Genomic DNA, 20,419 nt, shown 5'->3' with positions numbered 1-20,419 from the left:
CTCCGTTCCGGTGTGACGGGCACTCAGGCGGTCGGGGGCACGTGCTTGTCGAGGAACGCGTAGGTGCGCTGCCACGCGGTCCGCGCGCTGTCCTCGACGTACATGTGCGGGCGGGCGTCGCAGGCGAAGGCGTGCCCGGCGCCCTCGTACACGTAGCTCTCGAAGTCGACGCCGGCGTCACGCAGCGCCGCGTCGACGGCCGAGACGTGATCGGCGGGAATGGTGGGGTCCTCGCCGCCCACGTGCATCAGCACGGGAGCGTCCATGCCCTCGGCACGGTCGACGACGGCGTGCGGCCCGGCGGCGATGCCGGGTCCGTAGAAGACGACGGTGGCGCCGAGCCCCCGGACGGCCGTGGCCGCGGTGAAGGCGGCGCGGCCGCCGAAGCAGAATCCGTTGATCACGGTTCGGGACGTCGAGACGCCCTCGTCGTCGACGAGGAGGGCGAGGACGGCTTCGACATCGGCGATGACGGCGTCCGGTCCGATGGCGGCGATGAGCGGCATGGCGTCGGCGTGCTGCTCGTAGGGGAGGGTGCCGACACCGCTGCGGTGGAACAGGTCGGGGGCGAGGGCGAGGAATCCCCGGGCCGCGTAGCGCCGGGCGATGTCCTGGATGTGGTCGTTGACGCCGAACGCCTCCTGGAGGACGATCACCGCCCGGTCGGCGGGCTGGTCGGGACGCGCCGCGTACACGCGCATCGGGCCGTCGGCGGTGGCCACGGTGAGCCAGTCGGTCTTCACGGCGTCGGAGGCGTGCTGGCCGCTCATCATGTGAGCTCCTTCGGTGGTGGGGGAGTCAGTGGAGTCGGGAAGGGACGGATTCGTCATGGACCTGGTCCCGGACGACGGCCCGCCTCCGGTTGCCCGGAGGCGGGCCGTCGTCCGACCGCCCTGCTCCGATGCGGTCGGGCGGGGTCGGTCGGGCGGTGCCGTCGCGTGCAGCGCCGGCCGGCTCCTGCGAGGAGCTTCGAGGTCAGAAGCGCTTGACGAGGCTGACCGAGCGGTCGCTGACGGCGAATCCCAGGCTCTGGTACAGGCCGAGGGCCCCGGTGGGGCTCTCGGCGTCGACGTCCAGCACGGCGCGGTCCAGGCCGTCGGCGTGCAGCGTCCGCAGCACGTGGGCCATCATGGCGCGGGCCAGGCCCTGCCCCCGTGCCTCCCGCCTCACTCCGACGGACGAGATGTACCCGAACGGAGCCCCGCGCAGCGGCCATTCCTCCGGCGTGACGTCCACCAGGACGAAGCCGACGACGCGCTCGCCCCCGGAGGCGTCCGGGACGACCGCGAGCACGGAGAGGTCCGGACGGGACGCCTGCAGCCGGTCACCGGCGGCCCATTCGGCGGCGGTCATCGGCTGAGTGGCCCAGTGGTCGCGGAAGGCCTCGTTCCACGCCGACCTGGCCCGCTCCGCCCATTCCTCGCCGTAAGGCACGAACCGCGTCTCCGGAGGCGACGGCGGTTCGGGGAGCGGCGCCGTGAGGTCGCGTTCCAGCTCCAGCCACCACCGGGCGCGCTCGTAGCCGTGCGCCTCCAGGAGCCGGATCGTTCGAGCGGCACTCTCGTCCGCGCCCACGGCCAGCCACCCGGGCAGGGTGGCGTCGCAGGAGGCGAGATGCTGGAGACCGCGGGCCTCCTGCCAGGCGAGGAGCGCCGCGCCGATGCCCTCACCCCGGCGGTCCGGGGCCACCGTTCCGTCGAGTTCCACCCAGAAGATCGTCTCGGGGGCCGACGGGGCCACCGCCGAGCCGTAGGCGACGGCTCTCCTGCCGGCGTCGAGCGCGATCACCGCGTCCTGCTCGGGCACGAAGGTCTCGCCGGCGAACTCCTCCTCCAACTCGTCCCTCATCACCAGCGAGTGCGGGTGGTCGACCTTGCCGGCGGCGTGCTCCAGGTCGAGGATCAGGTCGATGTCGGCGGCGGTGACCGGCCGCCAGACGAGGTCCTCGCCGGCCGTGGGCAGGTCGATGCTCGAAGGCGCGGTCACCCGGTCGGACAGCGGGCGCGGGCCGAGGTCGTGATGCGGTGTCCCGCTCACAAGGGTCCTACCTTTCAAAGGGGTTGCTCTGGTCATTCGTAGGATCGGAGAGCCGGGGGATCCGGCAAGGCGGTGAACCGGGTGACCTCAGGGCTGGGAGCTTCTCGCGGAAAGCCGCTGGAGGTACTGCCAGCCCGCCTCGCGCTGGGCCGAGTTCCATACCTGACGGTCCTTGAACTCGGCCTCGGCGGGGTCCGACCAGATCCTCGGGCCGCCCGCGGCCATGGCCATGAGCTGCGTCCGGCAGGCGCGTTCCAGCAGGACCGCGTACATCACGGCGGTGGCCGCGTCGGGCCCGACCGTGACGGCACCGTGGTTCGGCATCAGGCAGGCGCGCGCATCACCGAGCGTCCGGGCCAGGGCGACGCCGAGTTCGGCCGTCGCGATGAGCGAGCCCGTGTGCGCGAACCGCGGCAACCGCGGCTCGCAGAAGGGGACCGCGTCGTGGGAGATCGGCCGCAGTTCGGCGTCCAGGGAGGCGAAGGCGGCGAGCGCGGGCGCGTGGGTGTGCACGACGCAACCGACGTCGGGGCGGCGTTCCATGATCTCGGTGTGGATGTGGAACTCGATGTGGCGCCGGCCCCGGCCGTGGTGCACCTCCCCGTCCCTGTCGACGAGGAGTACGCGCTCGGCGTCCACTTCCTCGAATCCCCAGCCGGCGGCCTTCATCCAGACGCCGCGGCCGTCGTGGTCGCGCACGGCGGCGTGTCCCCACACCATGTCGGTCAGACCGGCGGCAGCCAGCGCACGGCCGGCACGTACGGTATCTGCTATCTCGTCCTTCATCACGGTCTCCGGTCAGCCCTGGTTCCGGTTCGTCACCAGCGGGGTGTCCACGCCGATCGGTCCGCTCCCGGAGGCGCCGCCGGGACTGTCCAGCGGCGCGCTGCGGCCGGGCAGGGGCAGTGCGAAGAAGGCCCGGTTGTCCTCGGCCCAGACCGGATCCGTGCCGGCCGGCGCCGTGATGGCGGAGACCGGGCATTCGGCCAGGCAGGCGCCGCACTCGATGCACTCCGCGGGCTGGATGTAGCGCTTGGTGAGACCCTCGTAGATGCAGTCGACCGGACACACGTCGACGCACGAGCCGTCGAGTTCACCGATGCACTTCTCGTTGATCACATACGCCATGTCGTCACCTCTTCCTGTGGTTGCGGTGGGATGGGTCGGAACGCCCGGTCCGAGGAGTGACCGGGGAAGACGTCCAGCGCCGGGTGCAACCGCACGGCGAGGTTGTTGACCGCGGTGGCGGCCTCGCCGAACCCGACGGCCATGAGCCGGACCTTGCCGGGATAGGTGGTGATGTCACCGGCGGCGTAGACGCGGTCGACGCCGGTGGACATGTCGGTGCCGACCTCGATCTGCTGGCCGCTCAGGCGCAGTCCCCAGTCCTTGAGGGCACCCAGCGAGGCGATGTGTCCCAGGGCGGGGATCAGCACGTCGGCGTCGAGACGCACCGAGGCCCGGGTGCCGCAGTCGCGTACGGTCACCGCTTCCACCCGGCCGGCGCCGTGGACCGTCGCGATCTCGCTGTTGGTCAGGACCCGAACGGTGGAGTCCATGAGCCGGTTCACCGAGTGCTCGTGAGCGCTGAACCGCTTCCTCCGGTGCACGAGGGTGATTCGACGGGCGTACGGGGCGAGCGTGTTGGCCCAGTCGACGGCGCTGTCGCCGCCGCCGACGATCACCACGTCCCGCCCCGAGTACTCCTCGGGGGCGGCCACCACGTGGTGCACCCCGCTTCCGTCGTACTCCTCCAGTGCCGGCAGCGGTCGCGGGGTGAAGCGGCCGATCCCGGCGGTGATGAGAACGGCGCCGGCCCGGATGCGGTGGCCGCTGCTCGTGGACACCGTGACCGAGTCGGGTCCGCGGTCCAGCGAGCCCGCACCTTCGCCGAGCCGGATGTCGGGTTCGGCGAGCCGGGCCTGGTGGACCAGCCGGTCGACGAGGCCCCGCCCGGTGATCGCGGGGAAGCCGGCGATGTCGAAGATCTCCTTGGCCGGGTAGAGGGCGGCGACCTGCCCGCCGAGGTGCGGCAGGCTGTCGAGCAGGGTGACTCCCAGGCCGCGCATGCCCGCGTAGAAGCAGGCGAAGAGACCGGCGGGGCCGGCGCCGATGATCAGCAGCTCGGTCTCCGAGGTCATCGGTTCCGAAACGGGAACGGACACGGTCAGCCCCACATCAACGGTTCGTCCAGGACGCTCGCGGATGCCAGCTCGGCGTAGGCCCGGGCGGCTCCGGGGTGCAGCGGCAGCGGCGTACGCGCCATGTCGGCGGGAACGATCGGATACGTGACCGGCGTGTGGTCCATCGGAAGGTGCGCGTACTGCGCCTCCAGGGCCCGACGGGTCTGCACCATGCACCACGCGGTGAGGTGGGCCACCTCCTCGGGCAGATCGCCGCGGCACAGCACCACGAAGTCGGAGAACTCGAGGGTGCGCAGGTCCTCCTGGAGCCCGGGCAGGTACCCGGCCTCCACCACGGCGTCGGGCCAGCCCTCCGCGGCGAAGGCCCGGAGGACCTCGTCGCCCCACGGCAGGTACCTGACCGGGCGGGCCCGGTCGATGCGCTGCCACGGCGGAGTCGTCAACGCCTCGTGGACCAGCACGTTCGCCTCGCCCGAGGCGAAGCGGCTGATGGCCGGGAAGGGGCGCTCGCTGTAGGCGAAGGCGAGCCCGTCCGGGTCCACGCCCGCGAGGCGCAGCGCCTTGTGCGCCGCGAACCCGACGAGGTTGACGCCGTCGTCGGGCGAGGTGGCTACCACCAGCCGGTCGGCGATCGCGGCCAGTTCGGGGACGCTGTTCACCGGAAGGGCGGCGTCGACGGCCACGACGAGACGGTCGTACTGGCCGATCACCCCCAACGCGGACAGGCCGTCGAGCTCGCCCGCCCGATGGAGCGTGCGCACGGCGGCGGCCGGGGTGACGACGGTGATGTCGCACTCGCCGGCGCGCAGCGCCTCGATCTGGTCCAGGCCGCCCGTGCCCGACCAGATGGCGAACCGGGAGCCCTGGGGCGCCCGGTCGCCGATCTCCTGGGCGAGCCAGCCGCAGATGCGGTGCATGTTGGCCTGGCCCCAGTCACCGCGGAACTGCAGGGTGACCGGGCGCTCCAGGCGCGGCTTTTCGGTCATTTGATCTCCTCCGGCGACAGGCCGGAGGCCCGGTGAAGGCTCCCGCAGAGAGACATCACACGTCCTCTCATTCGTTATGGTGTCACTATGCGGAACAGTAGACCGCATGATGCGACTAGATCAAGGCTCCGAACGGGGGATGGAAATCGCTGCGCTACTGTGCTCTCGTGGATGCGACGAGAGGCGAAGACGCCGAGGAGACAGGCCCTGCCGACCGCCCCAGCGGGCTGATCGGAGCGGTCGACAACGTCCTGCGCCTGCTGCGCCTGTTCGAGGACCACGAGATGATCCGGGTCAATCAGGTCGCCCGCGACATGAACCTGTCCCGCTCCACCGTCCACCGCATGCTGGCGACACTGAGCCACCACCAGTTCGTCGAGCAGGACGAGTTCTCCCGTGCGTACAAGCCGGGCCCCGCACTCGTCGACATCGGCCTGGCCGTGCTCGACAACATCGACATCAGGGGCCTGGCCCACAACGCCCTCGTGGAACTGCGTGACAGGACCACCGAGACCGCCCATCTGGCACTGCTGCGCGGCACCGATGTGGTCTATCTCGACAGCGTCGAGAGCAAGCAGGTCCTGCGTACCGGCGGCCGGGTCGGATGGACGCTGCCCGCGCACGGGACCGCGGCCGGCAAGGCCCTGCTCGCCGAACTGCCCGACGCCGAACTCGCCGCGTTGTACCCCTCGGGTGAACTCGAGGCGGTCACCCCCCGCACCCTCACCACGCTCGACGAGCTGAGGCGGCAGCTGGCCGAGGTGCGGCGCGTCGGCTACGCGCTCAACGACGCGGAGAGCGAGGAGGGCGTCAGCGCGGTCGCGGCCGTGGTGCGCGACAAGCGGGGCCGCCCGCGCGCCGCGCTCGCCACGACGGCGCCGCTGTCGCGCGCCGGCGCGGTCTGGGCCGCCGAGACCGGCGGCGCGACCGCGGCCGTCGCGCGTGAGCTGGGCGCTCGGCTGGGATAGCTGAACGATGCGAGGGGCCGGCGGTGGCAGGCGGTCCGCGAGCCGATCACCGCGTGGGTGACCGGCTCGGCCACGGGCCTCAGTGCGCCGCGGGCACCCTGGCCAGCGCGCGCAGGTCGGTGGCGGGGGAGGCCAGTGCCTCGCCGGTGACGGGTGTCCGGCGCTCGATCAGCGTGCGCGCCGATCGCAGCTCCCGGGGGCGGGCCATGCCGGCGGCGGCGACCAGGATGCCCCGGCGGGTCCAGAATCCGAGGAATCCGTTGTCCGTCTCCCCGTCGCGGAGGACGAACTCGTCCCCCGCGACCGGCCGTCCGTACATCTGGATGGTGCGGCCGAACTGCTCGGAATAGAAGTACGGCAGCGAGGTGTGCGACTCCTGCACGCCCGCCATGACGGCCCCGGCCACCGCGCCCTGCTTCTGGGCGTTGTCCCAGTGCTCGATGCGGCCACGACCGGACAGGTACGGGTTCGGTTGGTTCGTGACGTCACCGGCGGCGAGTATCCAGGGAACACTGGTGCGGCAGTGTCGGTCGACGACGATGCCCCGGTCGCAGTGCACTCCGGCGCGTTCCGCGAGGGTGGTGTCGGGCCTCACGCCGATGCCGACCACGACGGTCGCGGCCGGCAGCAGCTCCCCGGTGGACAGCTGGACCCCGGTGACGGTGTCCGTACCGGTGAAGGCGACCACGGACATCCCGGTGCGCAGCGTGACACCCGCTCGTTCGTGCAGGTCGGTCACCCGGGATGCCAGCGTCGGGCCGAGCGGGCCCTCCAACGGCTGTGCGCCCATCTCGACGACGGTGACGTCGAGTCCGGCCTCCCGGGCGACCGCCGCCACCTCCAGCCCGATGAAGCCGCCGCCCACGACGACCAGCGGCCCGCCCTCGCTCAGCCGTGCCGCCAGGACCCGGGCGTCCCGCACGTCGCGAAGGGTGACGACGCCGGAGAGTCCGGAGCCGGGCACCGGCAGGGTGAGGGGGACGACTCCGGTGGCCAGCAGCACACGGTCGGCGTGCAGCACCTGGCCGTTGTCGAGCACGACGGTACGGTGCCGCGGTTCGAGGGCCTGGACGCGGGTGCCCAGGCGCAGGCCGATGCGGTGCTCGTCGTACGCCTCCCGAGGGGCGATGAGACGCAGGGATCCCGTTTCTCCACCAGCGATGCTCTTGGACAACGGAGGCCGCTCGTAGGGGAGTTCGCCGCCCGATTCGACGACCGTCACCCGCCCGGCGAATCCGTGCTGCCGCATCGCGAGAGCAGCCGCGATGCCGGCCGCGCTCCCCCCGACGATGACATGGTGGTGCTTCGCGCCGTCCATGTGCGCCTCCGTTCTTCCGTGCCCCACTGGGCAGACGGTGGCAAGGTTAGGAGTGCCTTCCCGGACGGGCGGAGAAGCGTTCCGGTGGGTGGGACGCCGTCATCAGGCCCGGGCGTCGGGGGTCGCCGGCGAACGGATCCCGTTCCCGGCCGACGGTGGTCTCGCCCGGGGCGGTTTGCCGACGTGACGGCGAGGCACCGCCGGACTCCGACTGGGAGGAGTCCGACGGTGCCTCGCCGACTTTCAGTTCCGGGGCGGGACGCTGACACTACTGACGTCGATCACCGTTCCCGTGGTGATCGAGGAGTCCTTCGACGCGAGCAGCACGTACGGTCCGACCACGTCCTCGGGCCGGACCACGACCCCGAGGGCCGTGCCCTTGCTGACGATCTGTTCGAGCGGCAGGACACGGTCGAGGTGGGAATCCGCCAGCCCCATCGACCGCGGCCCGCTGATACCGGTCTCCAGGACGCCGGGCGCCACCCCGTTCACCCGGATGTCGGGTGCCAGTTCATAGGCGAACTGGCGGAGCAGGCCGAGTGCCGCGTGCTTGGCCGCCGTGTAGATCGGTCCTCCTCCGGGGCCGGGGAAGAGCGCGGCGCTGGAGAGCGTGAGGATCAGGCTCCCTCGCGACCTGCGCAAGCACGGTGCGGCGGCCTTGGCCCCCAGCAGGTACCCCTTGACGTTGATCGCGAACAGTTCGTCGAAGCCGCCGGACAGCTCCTCCACGGGGGTGTCGGTCAGTGAGCGCGCGAAGTCCCACACGCCGGCGTTGGCGACGAAGGTGTCCAGGCGGCCGAACTCCCGCTCGGCGAGGGAACACGCGCGAGCGTTGTCCTCGTACGAGGTGACATCGCCCCTGACGGTACGGACGGCGTCGCCCAGGCCGGCGTTCAGGTCGGCGAGTCGCTCCGCGGACCGGTCGAGTACGACCACTCGCGCCCCTTCGGTGACGAAGCGCTCCACTATCGACCGGCCGAGGCCGCAGGCGCCTCCGGTGACGACGGCCGACGTCCCGTCAAGCCATCCCATCGAGACCTCCGGTCGTGCTCGGGCACGCCGGGTCGTCCGGCTGCCGCTGTTCGATGCGTACGTACAGGTCGTCACCGTCCACGCGCACCTCGTGAGTCCGCAGCGGCCGGTAGGCGGGCGTGGAGAGCGCCGCGCCGGTGCGCAGACAGAACTTCGCGAGGTGCAGGGGGCACTCGACGGAGCAGTCCTCCACCCAGCCCTCGGCCAGTGAGAAGTCCTCGTGGGTACAGGTGTCGTCGACGCAGAAGAACTCACCGTTCGTCCGGAACACCGACACGGGGGGAGTGGTGTCCAGCCGTCGTGCCTGCTCGTCGGCCAGCTCGTCGACCCGGCAGGCGCGGATCCACGGCGATGCGGTGTTGTGTTCGCTCACAGGAAGATGCTTATGCTCGGTGCCAGCAGCGTGGTGGTGTCCAGCACGATCTTGCGGCGGGCCACCTGGAAACCCGGTTCCCGCGGGATCCGGCGCAGCAGATCGGTCCGCTCGCCGAAGAAGGTGTCGTGGTGGCGTTCCGCCCTGCTGCGCAGGACATGGAAGTTGGCCCGCACCTCGAAGGTGCCGTCGGCCAGTTCCACGGGACGGACGTTGGTGATCAGCCGGCGGGTCCTGGACGGGGGTTCCTCCGACCACGACTGGCCCGAGGAGAGCCGGCGTACCCGACCCCTCAGGAACGTCTTGTCGTCGTCGAAGAAGGCGGCGCCGTCCGGGCCCGCGACCTCGAGGCTCCGTTCGCGGACGGTCCGGGTCACCCGGGTCGGCAGCCAGTAGTGCACGTCGTCGCTGAACAACTCCAGCCAGTCCTGGAACCGCTGGTCGTCGAGGAGTTCGGCCTCCCGGTAGAGGAACTGCTCGATCTCGTGCCGGACCGTCGGGTCGACGGGCCTGCGGGTGTCGGGCGTGGGGGTGTCGGGCGTGGGGGTGGTCATGCCGTGTGCACCTCCTGCTGCCGGTTCCGGTCGAGTTCGGCGATCTGCTGCCAGGACAGGCCGGACATGAGGTCGGCCCAGCGCTGGTACATGCCGCGGGCAGCCATCTCGGTGTACATGTCGTCGGCGACCCGGCCGGGCATGCCGTCCGTGCCCTGCTTCTCGTGGCCCAGGCCCATCTGGGCGTTGAAGAGCGATTTGCGGGCCATGTGCCCGCGCAGGACCTGCTGGATCTCCGTCCAGTTCTCCCCGTCGTCGGTCTCGAAGACGCCGGCGGGGCTGAAGGAGCGGATGGTGCTGGTCCGGATCTCGTTGCGGACCTCGTCCGGCGCGCCCCGGGGCACGAAGGTCCAGGCCCACACCTCGATCTGCCCCGGGCCGCGCGGATGCCAGACCCGCATGGTGTTGTTGATGTCGAGCCACGAGAAGTTGGGGAAGACGGTGTTGTGACCGTTCGCGGCGAGCGCACGCTGTTCGCCGCCGCGGCGGTAGATCTCCTCGCGGTGGGCGTCGAGCCAGGCGTCGAACTCGGGCCCCGACTGGGAGGGGATGATGTCGGGCCGCAGGGCGAACCCGGAGCCGTGCCCGTTCCCGGAGAACTGGCGGCCCGGCACGGTCAGGTTCAGCTCGTGCAGTCGGGCGAGCACCTGGGGGTCCTCGACGAGGGCCACCAGGGCGGACGTGTGGGAGGACGGCACGTGGTACATGTCGCTGGCGAACTGTTCGGCGGCGAATTTCCAGTTGCAGTCGATGACCCACTTGGTGGCGCCGGGGATCAGGCTGATGCCTTCGTCGTACCGGTCGGCCATGGCGTCGAGCCTCCACACCATGTCGCCCAGGTACTCCTCGAAGGAGGGTGCCTCCTCGTCCCACGTGCCGAAGTAGAAGCCCTTGTGGTTGTGCACCCGTGGGACCCGCCGCGGGCCCCACTGCGACTTGTCGATCTCGTTGTGGTAGGCGCGTTCCTGCATCGGTACGTTCACGAGCTCACCGGCGAGGTTGTACGCCCAGCCGTGGTAGGTGCAGGTGAAGGCCCTGGCCACGCCTTCGTCGCTGCGGCAGATGCGCATTCCGCGGTGGCGGCACTGGTTGAGGAACGCCTTGACCGATCCGTCGCGCTGGCGGACCACCAGCACCGGGTCCTCGGCCATGTACGCCTGGACGAAACTGCCGGGCTTGGGCAGCTGGCTGTCGTGCGCCAGGAAGAGCCAGCTGCGGGCGAAGACCTGCTCCAGTTCGGCCTGGTAGATCTCGGGGTCGGTGTAGATGCTGGGGTGGATCAGCCCTTTCCCGGGCTGGACCAGCTCGCTGACATCGAGCATGACGGTGCCTTTCGCGGCTATCGGCCGGTCGGGGGAGTGGGCGGGGCGGTGAAGCGGTGGCCCCAGTTGCTGGTCGTCTCGTAGTGCGTCACGGTCCACTCCCGGTCGTCGATGACGCGGCCGTTCCAGCCGTACTCGATGTCGAACCCGGACGGCGTGCGCACGTAGAAGGACGTCATCCGGTCGTTGGAGTGCTCTCCGAGGGAGATCGGCACGGGGGCGCCCGCCTGGTTGACCGTGTCCATCGCCCGGCCCACCGCGTCCAGGCTCGTGACCTCCAGCATCAGATGGCCGATGCCGGAGGCCGGCGCGCCCTCCAGCGCGGCGAACGCGACCGAGTGGTGGCGGGGATTGCAGTGCAGGAAGTGCGCGGACTGCGGGCCGAAGTCGATCGTGTCGGAGAGCAGGAATCCGAGGTTGTCCGTGTAGAAGGCCGCGGCCTTCGCCGTGTCCTCGGCCAGCAGGAAGGCGTGGCCGATCCCGATTTCGCCGTGCTCGGTCTCCCCGGCGACGAAGGTGACACCGCGGGGGGAGGAGAAACCGGCCCGGTCGACGGTCGCTCCCCAGTACGCCTCGACCCGGTTGCCGCCGCCGTCGCGGAAGGTGATCAGCTGGCGGACCCGGCGGCGCTCGGCCAGCGCCGCGTCCTCGCGCACCTCGATGCCGCGCGAGCGCAGCGTTCCCGCCAGCTGGTCCAGGCCCTCGCGCGACCTGACCTCCAGGCCGAGCGCGACGAGGGACGCCGGGCCGGCGGGAGTACCGGCCTCCACCGCCAACCGCCAGGACCGGCTGTCGTTCTTGAAGTGGAGGGTGTCCGGGTCCGGCGAGTGGCCGAGCTGGAGCCCCAGCACGTCCGTGCCGAACTGCCTCCACTCCTCCAGGGGGCCGCGCACGACCACGTAGCCCAGGGCGCTCACGATGCTCATGGTTCTCCTTCGGTGTGGATCGGCCGGGCTACAGCTGCCCGGCGAGGAACGAACGGGCCACGGCGTTGAAGTGGGCGGCCTGCTCGATCTGCGCCCAGTGCCCGCAGTGCGGGATCAGGTGCAGACGGGCGTTGGGGATGCGGCGCGCGAACCACTCGCTTCCCTCCGGCGGAACGATCACGTCCTCCCGCCCGTGCACCAGCAGCACGTCGTTGGGAATGCGGTTCAAGGCGATCTCGGGCAGGCCGGGGCCCGTGCCGGGCGCCATCGTGAACGTCTGCCGGTGGGAACGCTCCACCTCCGGGCGCACCGCCACCGCCAGTCGCTCCTCGGCGATGGCTCCGAGCCGGTCGCCGAACAGGTCGGGGTCGTGGAGCATGAAGGAGATCAGCTCGGCCATGGCCCGGGGTGTCGGGTCGTCGTAGAAGTTGATCAGCCGCATCATCGCCGGGGTCGGCCCGGTCGTGTTCCCGGCGCCCGCGGCCCCCATCAGAACCGCCTTGCCGAAGCGCTCCGGGGCACGGGCCAGCAGGTGCAGCGCCAGTGCGCCGCCCATCGAGTTGCCGACCAGGTGGACCCGGTCGAGGCCGAGCCCGTCCAGCAGTCCCAGCACGGCTTCGACGTTCTGGCGGATGCGGGCGCCGGGCGGGGTGTCCGGGTGGCTGGAGTCGCCCCAGCCGACCTGGTCGATGACCAGGCAGTCATAGGAAGGGGCGAACTCCGGGACGGTGCCGTTGAAGTTGGACATGCCGGTGGCACCGGGGCCCGAGCCGTGCAGGAAGAGAACGGCTTCCGCGTTGCCCTCCCCGGCCCGGTTGAGCCGGATGCTGTGCTGCCCTGTTGTCACGTCGGATGTGACGATCGAGTTGCCCATGAGTTCTGCTCCACTGATTGAGTCGCCTTGGCACCCGCGGCCGGGGGCACCAGCTGCCCGCTCCCGGGGCCGGAGGTCTCCGTCACGACGGCGGGACCCGGCGGGGACGGGCGGGTGCGGACGGTGTGCTGTCGATGGCCCGCGCGGTGGAGGCGACCGCGATGTGAGGACACGGGGGTCATCGCGATCGCCTCCACTGAGGGGGAGTCTCGGCGTGCGGGACCTCGTGCGGGGAGGATCGTTCCGGTGGTCGGAACGCCATCGCGTCCGCATCACCGGACGCGGGATCCGGTGCCCTCCGGTGCGGGGCCGGTGATCGGGGGCGTCCCGGCCACCGGGACAGCGGCGCCTCGTCGTGACGGACCGGTGGCTACGGTGCCGCCATGCCGAGCCCCATGGACCAACCCTCCGCCCGTTACGGGCGTTTGCTGTTCGCCCTGTGCTTCGCCGGTGTCGTCGCCGGGGCGATGCCGGCCGTCGTCGTGCCGGTCCTGCCCAACATCGCGCACCAGCTGGATGTCTCCGTCTCCACGGTCAACTGGTCGGTCACGGCGGGTCTGTTGGTGTCGGCCGTCACCGTCCCGGTGTTCGGCCGGATCGCCGACCTGCGCGGCGGCCGCCGTGTGCTGGTGTGGTGCCTGTCGGTGCTCACCGCCGGCGCGGTGCTGTCCGCCCTCGCCCCGTCCGTCTGGCTGCTGATGCTGGGCCGCACGCTCCAGGGCACGACGGGAGCCGTGTTCCCCTTGGCCATCACGGTGCTGTACCGCGAGGTGCCCGAGCAGCGCCGTACCTCCGCCATGGCGCTGATGTCCGGAACGCTCGCCGTGGGCGGCGGGCTCGGCCCGGTGATCGCCGGCGTGCTGAACCGGGTGGACCCCGACTACCGGGTCCTGTTCTGGCTCTGCGCCGGGCTCGGTACGATCTCGCTGCTCCTGGTGCTCCTGTTCGTGCCCCGGCGGGGAACGGCCGTCGACACCGGACGGGTGGACGTCATGGGAGCCACCCTGCTGGGCACCGCCCTGGTGCTGGTGATGCTGCCGCTGTCGCAGGGGGCCGACTGGGGCTGGGCCTCCACGCCGGTCGTCGCGATGGCCGTCGGCGCGGTGGCGGCGTTCTGGCTCTTCCTCCGGGCGGAGAGCCGCCGGTACGACCCCCTGCTGGACCTGGAACTGCTGCGCCGCCGGCCGATCGTGATCGCGAACCTGGTGTCCGCGCTGGTCGGAGCCGTCATGTACCTCTCGTCGCTGCTCCTGGGCCACCTCGCGCGCAGCACACCGGAGTCCTCGGGTTACGGCTTCGGCGCTTCGGCGCTGACCACCGCCTCGGTCTACCTGCTGCCGCTCGCCATGGCGGCCGTGTGCGCCGCGCCGGTCGGCGGTCGGCTGATCGTCCGCCACGGCATTCGCCGCACCCTCGTCCTGTCCGGACTCGCGGGCGTCGTGGGCTTCGCCGTCCTCGCCCTGGCCCACGACCGGCCCTGGCAGGTGGTGGCCGCCGGTTTCACCATCGGGGTGATGGTGAGCCTGGCGTACGCCGCGCTCCCGGCGCTGCTGGCCCGGTTCGTACCCCCCTCCCAGGTCGGGATGGCGAACAGCGCGAACGCGCTGACCCGTTGGGTGGGGGGTGCGGTCGGAAGCAGCCTCGTCACAGCGGTGCTGGCCGCCTTCACCCCGGAGGGGGGTGGTGCGCCGCGGGAGAACGCCCTCGTGGCGCTCGCGGCGACCGGAGCGGCCATGGCCGTGGCCGTCGTTCTCCTGGCGCGGTTCGGACTGCCCGTACCCCGCGCCGCCGGTGCTCCGGGGCGTCGGGGTTCAGGGGGTCGCCACTGACCGGCCGGTGGCGCTCTCCGTGATGGCCGTCAGGACGAACTGGCGCAGGCGGCGCATCCCCGTGGCGACGCCGGAGGTCCCGCTCTCGGTGAAGACCACCAGTCCGGCGGTGAACGACACGGTGAGTTCGGCCAGTTCCCTCGCGAGTTCCGTCGCGTCCGCCGCTCCGCTGTCCCGGGCGACCGGTTCGATGGCGGCGGCCAGCTCGTCCCGCACGCGACGGCGTGCCTCGTGGACCAGGGGTGCGATCCTTCCGTCCTTGTCCTCCTGCAACTGCAGCAGGAACATCAGCCGCATGAAGGGCGCCTGGTCGCCCATGACCTCGGCGGCCCGGTCGTAGTAGGCGCCGAGGCGGTCGAGCGGGTCGGTGCCGCACAGCTCCTCCACCGCGGGCAGGTCGTCGAAGAACCGGCCGGAGGCACGGTCGACGACCGCCGCCAGGAGGCCGAGCTTGTTGGTGAAGTGGTGATAGACCGAACCGACGGGCAGGCCGGATGCCTGGCAGACCTGGACGATGGTGACATCCGCATAGCCCCGCGAGCTGAACAGGCTCTCGGCGGCATCCAGCATCTGCTCCCGGTTCGACCTGGTCGTATCCATGGTGTTCACCCTATCCACCCGCCGTGAGGAGCTGGAGGCCGGAGACGGATACCAGCGAACGGGAGATCGCCCCGGCAGCCTGGCGGAGCGCGTTGATCAGGACGTGGCCGCTGCCGGCCGAGGCCGCGAAGGCGACCGAGACGGCGGCGACGGCACGACGCTGGGCCAGCACCGGCACCGCTACGCAGGCCAGTCCCTCGACGGCCTCCTCCCGGTCGACCGCGAAGCCGTCCGCTCGGATGGCGGCCAGTTGCCGACGCACGTCCTCCGCCGATTCCAGGGAGTGGGCCGTCCTGCGGTGCAGCGGCCCACCCAGCGCCCCGGCCACCAACCGTTCCTCCGAGAACGCCAGCATGGCCTTGCCGATGGCGGTGCAGTGGGCGGGCAGCCGGCCACCCACCACGGCGGGGGACGGATCGGACTTCCGGCTGCGGAGCTTCTCCAGGTAGACGGCCTCCCCGTCCCGCAGGATCGCCAGGTGCAGCGTCTGTCCGGTGATGCGGTGCAGCTCTTCGAGATGCACCATCGCGGCGTCCCGGAGCGCCACCTCCGGGGGCAGGGCACCCAGGGTGAACATGCGCAGTCCCACGCGGTATCCGCCCTCGTGCTGCTCGACCGCGCCCACCTCCAGCAGCATCGCCAGCACCCGGTGCGTGGTCGACTTCGGCAGACCGCTGCGGCGCATGATCTGCGCCAGCGTCAGCACCCGCCGGCTGTGGCTGAACGATCCCAGGACCCGAAAGGCCTTCCACAGGACCGACGGAGCCAGTGAGCTCCCAGGGGTGTCGAGGGATGTCGGGTCCGGCAACGGTTGATCGGTCATTCCTGTGATCACCTCAACACGCTTAGAACGATGACTCTAGAATATCCATTCTAAGCAGCTGCCGGCGCACGTCGAATCGGGCAGCGGGCCGGAGGCGCGCGCCGGCCGGTGGATCGGTCCGGTCTGTCTGTGGTGCTTGCCACTCGACCATGCTAAGTGCCACTATGGCGAACATCGTTCCGCATGATGCAACATCCCTCTCAGAAGGAGAAGTTGTGAGCCAGTCGAGCCCATCGATCATCGAGTCGGAGAAACTGAAGGAGACGCGGCGGATCCCCTCGCCCGACCCCGACCGCGAACCTCTCAAGGCCAATGTCTACGAGCAGATGGCGAAGGCCGCTGCTCAGCTCACCCCGCTGTTCCCGTACGACGAAGCGGGCGCCATCGTGCCGTGCGGCAGCGTGATCATGGGCGGTCCCGACAAGGCGTACGGGCACTTCTTCCACTGGAACGCGGTCAACGAGGTCATCGTCAACTACGGCTCCAACGAGTCGATGCTCGCCTCCGGCCAGATCATGGCGGCCCAGAACCTGCACGGCGTGAACTCCTTCCTGCGCAACGAGAAGAACCCCGAGGCCTTCGCCGTCATCGTGGTCACCCAGCACCAGTCCGACGAGGGCGACCAGGGTGAGGCGATGATCGCCCGCTGCACGAACTGCAAGGCGGAGCTCCTCCGGCACGACTACGACTCGACGCCCTTCCCGCTGCCCGGCTACGACGCCGAGCGTCACGGCCGGCCGGGCGTCCCGGTACGCCAGTTCGCCACCGCGCTCGGCTCCGCCGAATTCAGCGTCCTGCGCAACACCGACGAGGGCCGAACGTGCGACGCCTGCGGTCACGTCAACGACCTCTTCCCCGGCGAACTCTGGGGCTGGCGCAGGGAGGTCGCCCAGACCCGCGCCGTGAACTCGTCCCACCAGGCGCTGCGCGATGCCGCAGCCACTTCGACCGATCAGGAGAAGCAGTCGTGAACCGTCGCCGCACGCTCAACGCCTTCGACGCCGCCGTCGGGATCGGCAACTACGAGGACGTCGCCGTCCTGCCCGCCGACACCGACCCCCAGATCTACCTCTCGCGCAACTGGCTGCCGCAGCCCTTCCACCTGGTCTGCGAGAAGGACACCGTGCTCAGCCAGCTGTCCGGAGCGGCGCAGGTGCACCTGCGCGACAGCTCGGTGAACCGGTTCCGGATGGACCTGGGCGACCACATCTACGTGCCGGCCGGGACCCCGCACCGGATCGTGCCCCTCCAGGAAGGCGTCACGATCCGGTACCTGCCGCTGAAGCCCGGCCTGCAGGGCGCGGTCTGGTTCTGCGCGGGGTGCGAGAGGGAACTGCACCGCTACGAGTGGGAGCACGACAACGACACGCCGGCCGCCCTCATGTACGCGGAGGCCTGCGCCCGATTCACCGCCGACCTCCGCGCGCGCACCTGCGCCGACTGTTCGGCGGTCCACCCCGAGATCGACCTGTCGGCCTTCGCCTGGCCGCTCTCCGTTCCGGCCTGACCCGTACGCGCCTTCTCGCGGGCGCCGAGAAGGCGCGGAGCCAGGTGCGGCGCAACGAGCGCGCCGCACCACCAGGGCCGGCCGAGGACGCTTCCCCGATCCACCGGGGGCGTCCTCGGCCGGCCCTTCCTGTCGACCGGGGGAGACCCGAGCTCCTCCGCACCGCCGAACCGAGCAGGGGAGTCAGGGGCACGGCCGGCACCCCGTTCGCCGTTAGAGAAGCTGATGCTCGGCATCAGAAGCACTGCCTTTTCTGTGGATCGCCGATGAGTCACCCTTCGTCTGTCGAGCCGCACCGCACGTCCTCACGTGGCTGCGGCCTCGGCCGAGGCCGGAGAAACCCCTGCCGGCTCCACGCCGCCACGAACGGAGCACCACCCGATGGGCAACCCCACACCAGTCGGACAGCGCGACGACTCCCGGATGCCTCGCTACGGGGGGCTCGCCACCTATGCGCTCCTGCCTCGCATCGAGGAAGTGCCCCATGCCGATGTGGCCGTCCTCGGCGTCCCCTTCGACGGCGGAACCAGCTTCCGGCCGGGGGCCCGGTTCGGGCCCGCGCACATCCGTGAGAACTCGCGGCAGTTGCACCCCTACCACCAGTTCCTGGACGTGTATCCGTTCACCTGCCAGCAGGTGGCCGACGCGGGCGACGTTGCGGCCGGCCCGTTCGACATCCAGCACGCCGTCGCGGTGATCGAAGCGGCCGCGCGGCGCCTGGTGGAAGGGGGAACGCGCATCGTGGCCCTCGGCGGCGACCACACCGTGGCGCTGCCCCTGATGCGGGCCGCGGCCGCGGCCCACGGTCCCCTCGCAGTCCTCCACTTCGACGCGCACCTGGACACCTGGGACACGTGCCAGGGCGCGAGCGTGTGGCACGGCTCGCCCTTCAGGCGCGCCTCCGAGGAGGGCATCCTCGACCTGAACCACTGCCAGCACGTGGGAACGCGCGGCGGCGTCTACGATCCCAGCGAACTGGCCGACGACCGGAGGGCCGGTTTCGAGCGGATCGACAGCCAGGAGTTCCAGGACCGCCCGATCGGCGACATCGTCGCGCAGATCCGCCGACGGCTGGGAGCGAGGCCCGTCTACGTCTCCGTGGACATCGACGTACTGGACCCCGCCCATGCCCCCGCCACCGGGACCCCGGAAGTCGGCGGACTGACGACTCGTGAACTCTTCGCCACCCTGCGCGGCCTGTCGGGGCTGAATATCGTCGGATGCGACATCGTGGAAGTCGCCCCCGCCTACGACCACGCCGGCGTCACCGGGCTCGCCGCGGCACACACGGCCTGGGAACTGATTTCGCTCATCGCACTCAGCGAGAACCGGGCTTCGGCGAAGGGCGCCTGAACGAAGGCGCTTCCCGTCTGAACCCACCCGTGGGCGACCAGCCTCACGGCCTCACCTCACGGCCTCAGTCGCACCCCCCACCTGCGTCGATTCCGACCCGGAGGCACAGCAGGAGCCTTCCGTGCTGCCCGGCCGCCCCCGCCGGTCGGCGCAGGTGGCGGGGACCCCGACCCGCCGAGCTGATGGATCATCACCGGCGGCCCCGCATCACACCACAGGAAGTCGGCCTTCCTCCGCACACCCGTGCCGAAGAGTCAGCGCCGCCTCCACGAAAGGCACGACCTCATGCCAGACGAAGCAAGACCCCGTCAGCAGCTGCTGCGCCGCAAGCCGGTCTCGGCCTTCCTGGCCGACTCCGACCAGGCGGGCGGGAATCCGGCCGGCGGACTGCACCGGACCGTCGGAACCTTCCACCTCACGATGATCGGTGTCGGGGCCACCATCGGTACGGGGATCTTCTTCGTGCTCAGCACGGCCGTCCCCGAGGCCGGGCCCGCCGTGATCCTCTCCTTCGTGATCGGCGCGATCACCGCCGCACTGACCGCCCTCTGCTACGCCGAGCTCACCTCGGCGGTGCCGGTCTCCGGTTCGTCCTACTCCTACGCCTACGCGACGCTCGGCGAGCTCGCCGCCTGGGCGGTCGGCTCCTGCCTGATCCTGGAGTACGCCGTCTCCGGCGCGGCGGTGGCCGTCAGCTGGGGGCAGTACCTCAACGACCTCACCCGGCGCCTCTTCGGCTTCACCATGCCCGCTGAGATCGCCGCGCCCCCCGGGCACGGCGGCTACATCAATCTGCCCGGGGTCGTCCTGGTCGTCCTGTGCTGTCTGCTGCTGATCCGGGGCGCGAAGGAGTCGGCGCTGGCCAACACCGTCATGGTGTTCATCAAGCTGGGCGTACTCACCCTCTTCATCGCCGTCGGCGTCACCGGCTTCCACTCGGCCAACCTGCACCCCTTCGCGCCGCTCGGCTTCGCCGGCATCAGTGCCGCCTCCTCCTCGGTCTTCTTCTCCTTCATCGGCCTCGACGCCGTCTCCACCGCCGGTGAGGAGGTCAAGAACCCGCAGAGGGCGCTGCCCCGCGCGATCATCGGCGCGCTCCTGGTGGTCACCGCCTTCTACTGCCTCGTCGCCCTCGTCGGCGTCGGTGCGCAGCAGTGGACCCTCTTCGACGGCCAGGACGCGGGCCTCTCCGCGATCCTCCAGCGCGTCACGGGTCGGACCTGGCCCGGAGCGATCCTGTCGGCGGGCGCGGTCGTCTCCATCGTCAGCATCACGCTGGTCGTCATCTACGGCCAGACCCGCATCCTCTACTCCATGAGCCGCGACGGCATGCTTCCGCCGCTCTTCCGCAAGGTGAACCCGCGCAGCGGCACCCCCGTCGCCAACACCCTCATCGTCGGCGCGTTCATCGCCGTGCTCGCCGCGTTCGTCCCGCTGGACTGGCTGGCCAACCTCACCTCGATGGGTACGCTGGTCGCCTTCTCCGTCGTCTCGGTCGGCGTCATCGTCCTGCGCGTGCGCGAGCCCCGGCTGAAGCGCCTCTTCAAGGTCCCCGGACACCCGGTCGTGCCGGCCCTGTCGGTGCTCTGCTGCGGCTACCTGATCACGAACCTCCCGGCCGACACCTTCATTCTCTTCGCCGGTTGGATGGTGCTCGCACTCGCCGTCTACTTCGGTTACGGCCGCAAGCACTCGCGGCTGGCCGCGACCGAAGCCGCGGCGGCACCGCTGGAGCCCGCGCCAGCGGGCGGCTCGGCTGGACTCGGGTGACGC

21 protein-coding genes are annotated in these 20,419 nt (G+C 70.9%); 6 read left to right on the top strand and 15 right to left on the bottom strand.

Features of this window, described 5'->3' with window-relative positions:
- Positions 1 to 23 precede the first annotated feature (23 nt).
- The 6 genes from ABTX81_RS24235 to ABTX81_RS24210 form a co-directional block, all read right to left on the bottom strand.
- Positions 24 to 770 (bottom strand): dienelactone hydrolase family protein, encoded by a 747-nt coding sequence (locus ABTX81_RS24235; RefSeq protein ID WP_350549113.1) that lies wholly within the window; start codon positions 768 to 770, stop codon positions 24 to 26.
- A gap of 205 nt (positions 771 to 975) precedes the next feature.
- Positions 976 to 2,037, bottom strand: a complete 1,062-nt coding sequence (locus ABTX81_RS24230) for a GNAT family N-acetyltransferase (RefSeq protein ID WP_350549112.1) — start codon at positions 2,035 to 2,037, stop codon at positions 976 to 978.
- A gap of 87 nt (positions 2,038 to 2,124) precedes the next feature.
- Positions 2,125 to 2,823: a class II aldolase/adducin family protein gene (locus ABTX81_RS24225; RefSeq protein WP_350549110.1), complete on the bottom strand. Its 699-nt coding sequence runs from the start codon at positions 2,821 to 2,823 to the stop codon at positions 2,125 to 2,127.
- A 12-nt stretch (positions 2,824 to 2,835) separates the two neighbouring features.
- Positions 2,836 to 3,165 carry a ferredoxin family protein gene (locus ABTX81_RS24220; protein WP_350549108.1) on the bottom strand — a complete coding sequence of 110 codons (330 nt, stop codon included), beginning with the start codon at positions 3,163 to 3,165 and terminating at the stop codon, positions 2,836 to 2,838.
- Positions 3,153 to 4,178: an NAD(P)/FAD-dependent oxidoreductase gene (locus ABTX81_RS24215; RefSeq protein WP_350549106.1), complete on the bottom strand. Its 1,026-nt coding sequence runs from the start codon at positions 4,176 to 4,178 to the stop codon at positions 3,153 to 3,155. The genes ABTX81_RS24220 and ABTX81_RS24215 overlap by 13 nt, the downstream gene beginning before the upstream one ends.
- A gap of 26 nt (positions 4,179 to 4,204) precedes the next feature.
- The gene (locus ABTX81_RS24210) at positions 4,205 to 5,167 is read right to left on the bottom strand and encodes a TAXI family TRAP transporter solute-binding subunit (protein ID WP_350549104.1); all 963 of its coding nucleotides are present in this window, start codon (positions 5,165 to 5,167) and stop codon (positions 4,205 to 4,207) included.
- A 167-nt stretch (positions 5,168 to 5,334) separates the two neighbouring features.
- Between ABTX81_RS24210 and ABTX81_RS24205 the strand changes: the two genes are divergently transcribed.
- Positions 5,335 to 6,135, top strand: a complete 801-nt coding sequence (locus ABTX81_RS24205; RefSeq protein ID WP_350549102.1) for an IclR family transcriptional regulator — start codon at positions 5,335 to 5,337, stop codon at positions 6,133 to 6,135.
- Between the two features lie 79 nt (positions 6,136 to 6,214).
- On the opposite strand, the gene ABTX81_RS24200 is transcribed toward ABTX81_RS24205, so the two are convergent.
- The 7 genes from ABTX81_RS24200 to ABTX81_RS24170 all read right to left on the bottom strand — a co-directional run bounded on the left by ABTX81_RS24200 (position 6,215) and on the right by ABTX81_RS24170 (position 12,507).
- Complete coding sequence (locus ABTX81_RS24200; RefSeq protein ID WP_350549100.1) at positions 6,215 to 7,453, bottom strand: NAD(P)/FAD-dependent oxidoreductase; 1,239 nt, start codon at positions 7,451 to 7,453, stop codon at positions 6,215 to 6,217.
- A gap of 243 nt (positions 7,454 to 7,696) precedes the next feature.
- A complete protein-coding gene (locus ABTX81_RS24195) occupies positions 7,697 to 8,485 on the bottom strand; it encodes an SDR family NAD(P)-dependent oxidoreductase (RefSeq protein WP_350549098.1) in 789 nt (262 codons plus the stop codon).
- Positions 8,472 to 8,858 (bottom strand): bifunctional 3-phenylpropionate/cinnamic acid dioxygenase ferredoxin subunit, encoded by a 387-nt coding sequence (locus ABTX81_RS24190; RefSeq protein ID WP_350549096.1) that lies wholly within the window; start codon positions 8,856 to 8,858, stop codon positions 8,472 to 8,474. The genes ABTX81_RS24195 and ABTX81_RS24190 overlap by 14 nt, the downstream gene beginning before the upstream one ends.
- The gene (locus tag ABTX81_RS24185) at positions 8,855 to 9,412 is read right to left on the bottom strand and encodes an aromatic-ring-hydroxylating dioxygenase subunit beta (RefSeq protein WP_350549094.1); all 558 of its coding nucleotides are present in this window, start codon (positions 9,410 to 9,412) and stop codon (positions 8,855 to 8,857) included. The genes ABTX81_RS24190 and ABTX81_RS24185 overlap by 4 nt, the downstream gene beginning before the upstream one ends.
- On the bottom strand, positions 9,409 to 10,734 hold the full coding sequence (locus ABTX81_RS24180) for an aromatic ring-hydroxylating dioxygenase subunit alpha (protein ID WP_350549092.1): 1,326 nt from the start codon (positions 10,732 to 10,734) through the stop codon (positions 9,409 to 9,411). The genes ABTX81_RS24185 and ABTX81_RS24180 overlap by 4 nt, the downstream gene beginning before the upstream one ends.
- A 17-nt stretch (positions 10,735 to 10,751) precedes the next feature.
- Complete coding sequence (locus ABTX81_RS24175; protein WP_350549090.1) at positions 10,752 to 11,660, bottom strand: VOC family protein; 909 nt, start codon at positions 11,658 to 11,660, stop codon at positions 10,752 to 10,754.
- 28 nt (positions 11,661 to 11,688) lie between these two features.
- Positions 11,689 to 12,507 carry an alpha/beta fold hydrolase gene (locus ABTX81_RS24170; RefSeq protein ID WP_350549088.1) on the bottom strand — a complete coding sequence of 273 codons (819 nt, stop codon included), beginning with the start codon at positions 12,505 to 12,507 and terminating at the stop codon, positions 11,689 to 11,691.
- Between the two features lie 410 nt (positions 12,508 to 12,917).
- Between ABTX81_RS24170 and ABTX81_RS24165 the strand changes: the two genes are divergently transcribed.
- Positions 12,918 to 14,363 carry an MFS transporter gene (locus ABTX81_RS24165; protein ID WP_350549086.1) on the top strand — a complete coding sequence of 482 codons (1,446 nt, stop codon included), beginning with the start codon at positions 12,918 to 12,920 and terminating at the stop codon, positions 14,361 to 14,363.
- Here the strand turns inward: ABTX81_RS24165 and ABTX81_RS24160 are convergent.
- Both ABTX81_RS24160 and ABTX81_RS24155 read right to left on the bottom strand, forming a co-directional pair.
- The gene (locus ABTX81_RS24160; protein WP_350549084.1) at positions 14,346 to 14,963 is read right to left on the bottom strand and encodes a TetR/AcrR family transcriptional regulator; all 618 of its coding nucleotides are present in this window, start codon (positions 14,961 to 14,963) and stop codon (positions 14,346 to 14,348) included. The two genes, ABTX81_RS24165 and ABTX81_RS24160, sit on opposite strands and share 18 nt — an antisense overlap.
- 10 nt (positions 14,964 to 14,973) lie before the next feature.
- Positions 14,974 to 15,786 (bottom strand): IclR family transcriptional regulator, encoded by an 813-nt coding sequence (locus tag ABTX81_RS24155; protein WP_350549082.1) that lies wholly within the window; start codon positions 15,784 to 15,786, stop codon positions 14,974 to 14,976.
- Between the two features lie 215 nt (positions 15,787 to 16,001).
- On the opposite strand from ABTX81_RS24155, the gene ABTX81_RS24150 reads away from it, so the two are divergent.
- The 4 genes from ABTX81_RS24150 (at position 16,002) to ABTX81_RS24135 (ending at position 20,416) form a co-directional block, all read left to right on the top strand.
- Entirely contained in the window at positions 16,002 to 16,757 is a 756-nt protein-coding gene (locus ABTX81_RS24150; protein WP_350549080.1) for a hypothetical protein, read from the top strand.
- Complete coding sequence (locus tag ABTX81_RS24145; protein WP_350549078.1) at positions 16,754 to 17,293, top strand: cupin domain-containing protein; 540 nt, start codon at positions 16,754 to 16,756, stop codon at positions 17,291 to 17,293. Before ABTX81_RS24150 ends, ABTX81_RS24145 begins: the two co-directional genes overlap by 4 nt.
- 381 nt (positions 17,294 to 17,674) lie before the next feature.
- Entirely contained in the window at positions 17,675 to 18,646 is a 972-nt protein-coding gene (gene speB / locus ABTX81_RS24140; RefSeq protein ID WP_350549076.1) for an agmatinase, read from the top strand.
- Positions 18,647 to 18,931: 285 nt separating this feature from the next.
- Positions 18,932 to 20,416 carry an APC family permease gene (locus ABTX81_RS24135; RefSeq protein ID WP_350549074.1) on the top strand — a complete coding sequence of 495 codons (1,485 nt, stop codon included), beginning with the start codon at positions 18,932 to 18,934 and terminating at the stop codon, positions 20,414 to 20,416.
- Positions 20,417 to 20,419 lie beyond the last annotated feature (3 nt).

Source organism: Kitasatospora sp. NPDC097605 (genome assembly GCF_040302725.1).
Classification (GTDB): domain Bacteria; phylum Actinomycetota; class Actinomycetes; order Streptomycetales; family Streptomycetaceae; genus Kitasatospora.
Note: the sequence above shows the minus strand (reverse complement) of the source record. Positions and strands in the feature narration are given on the sequence as shown.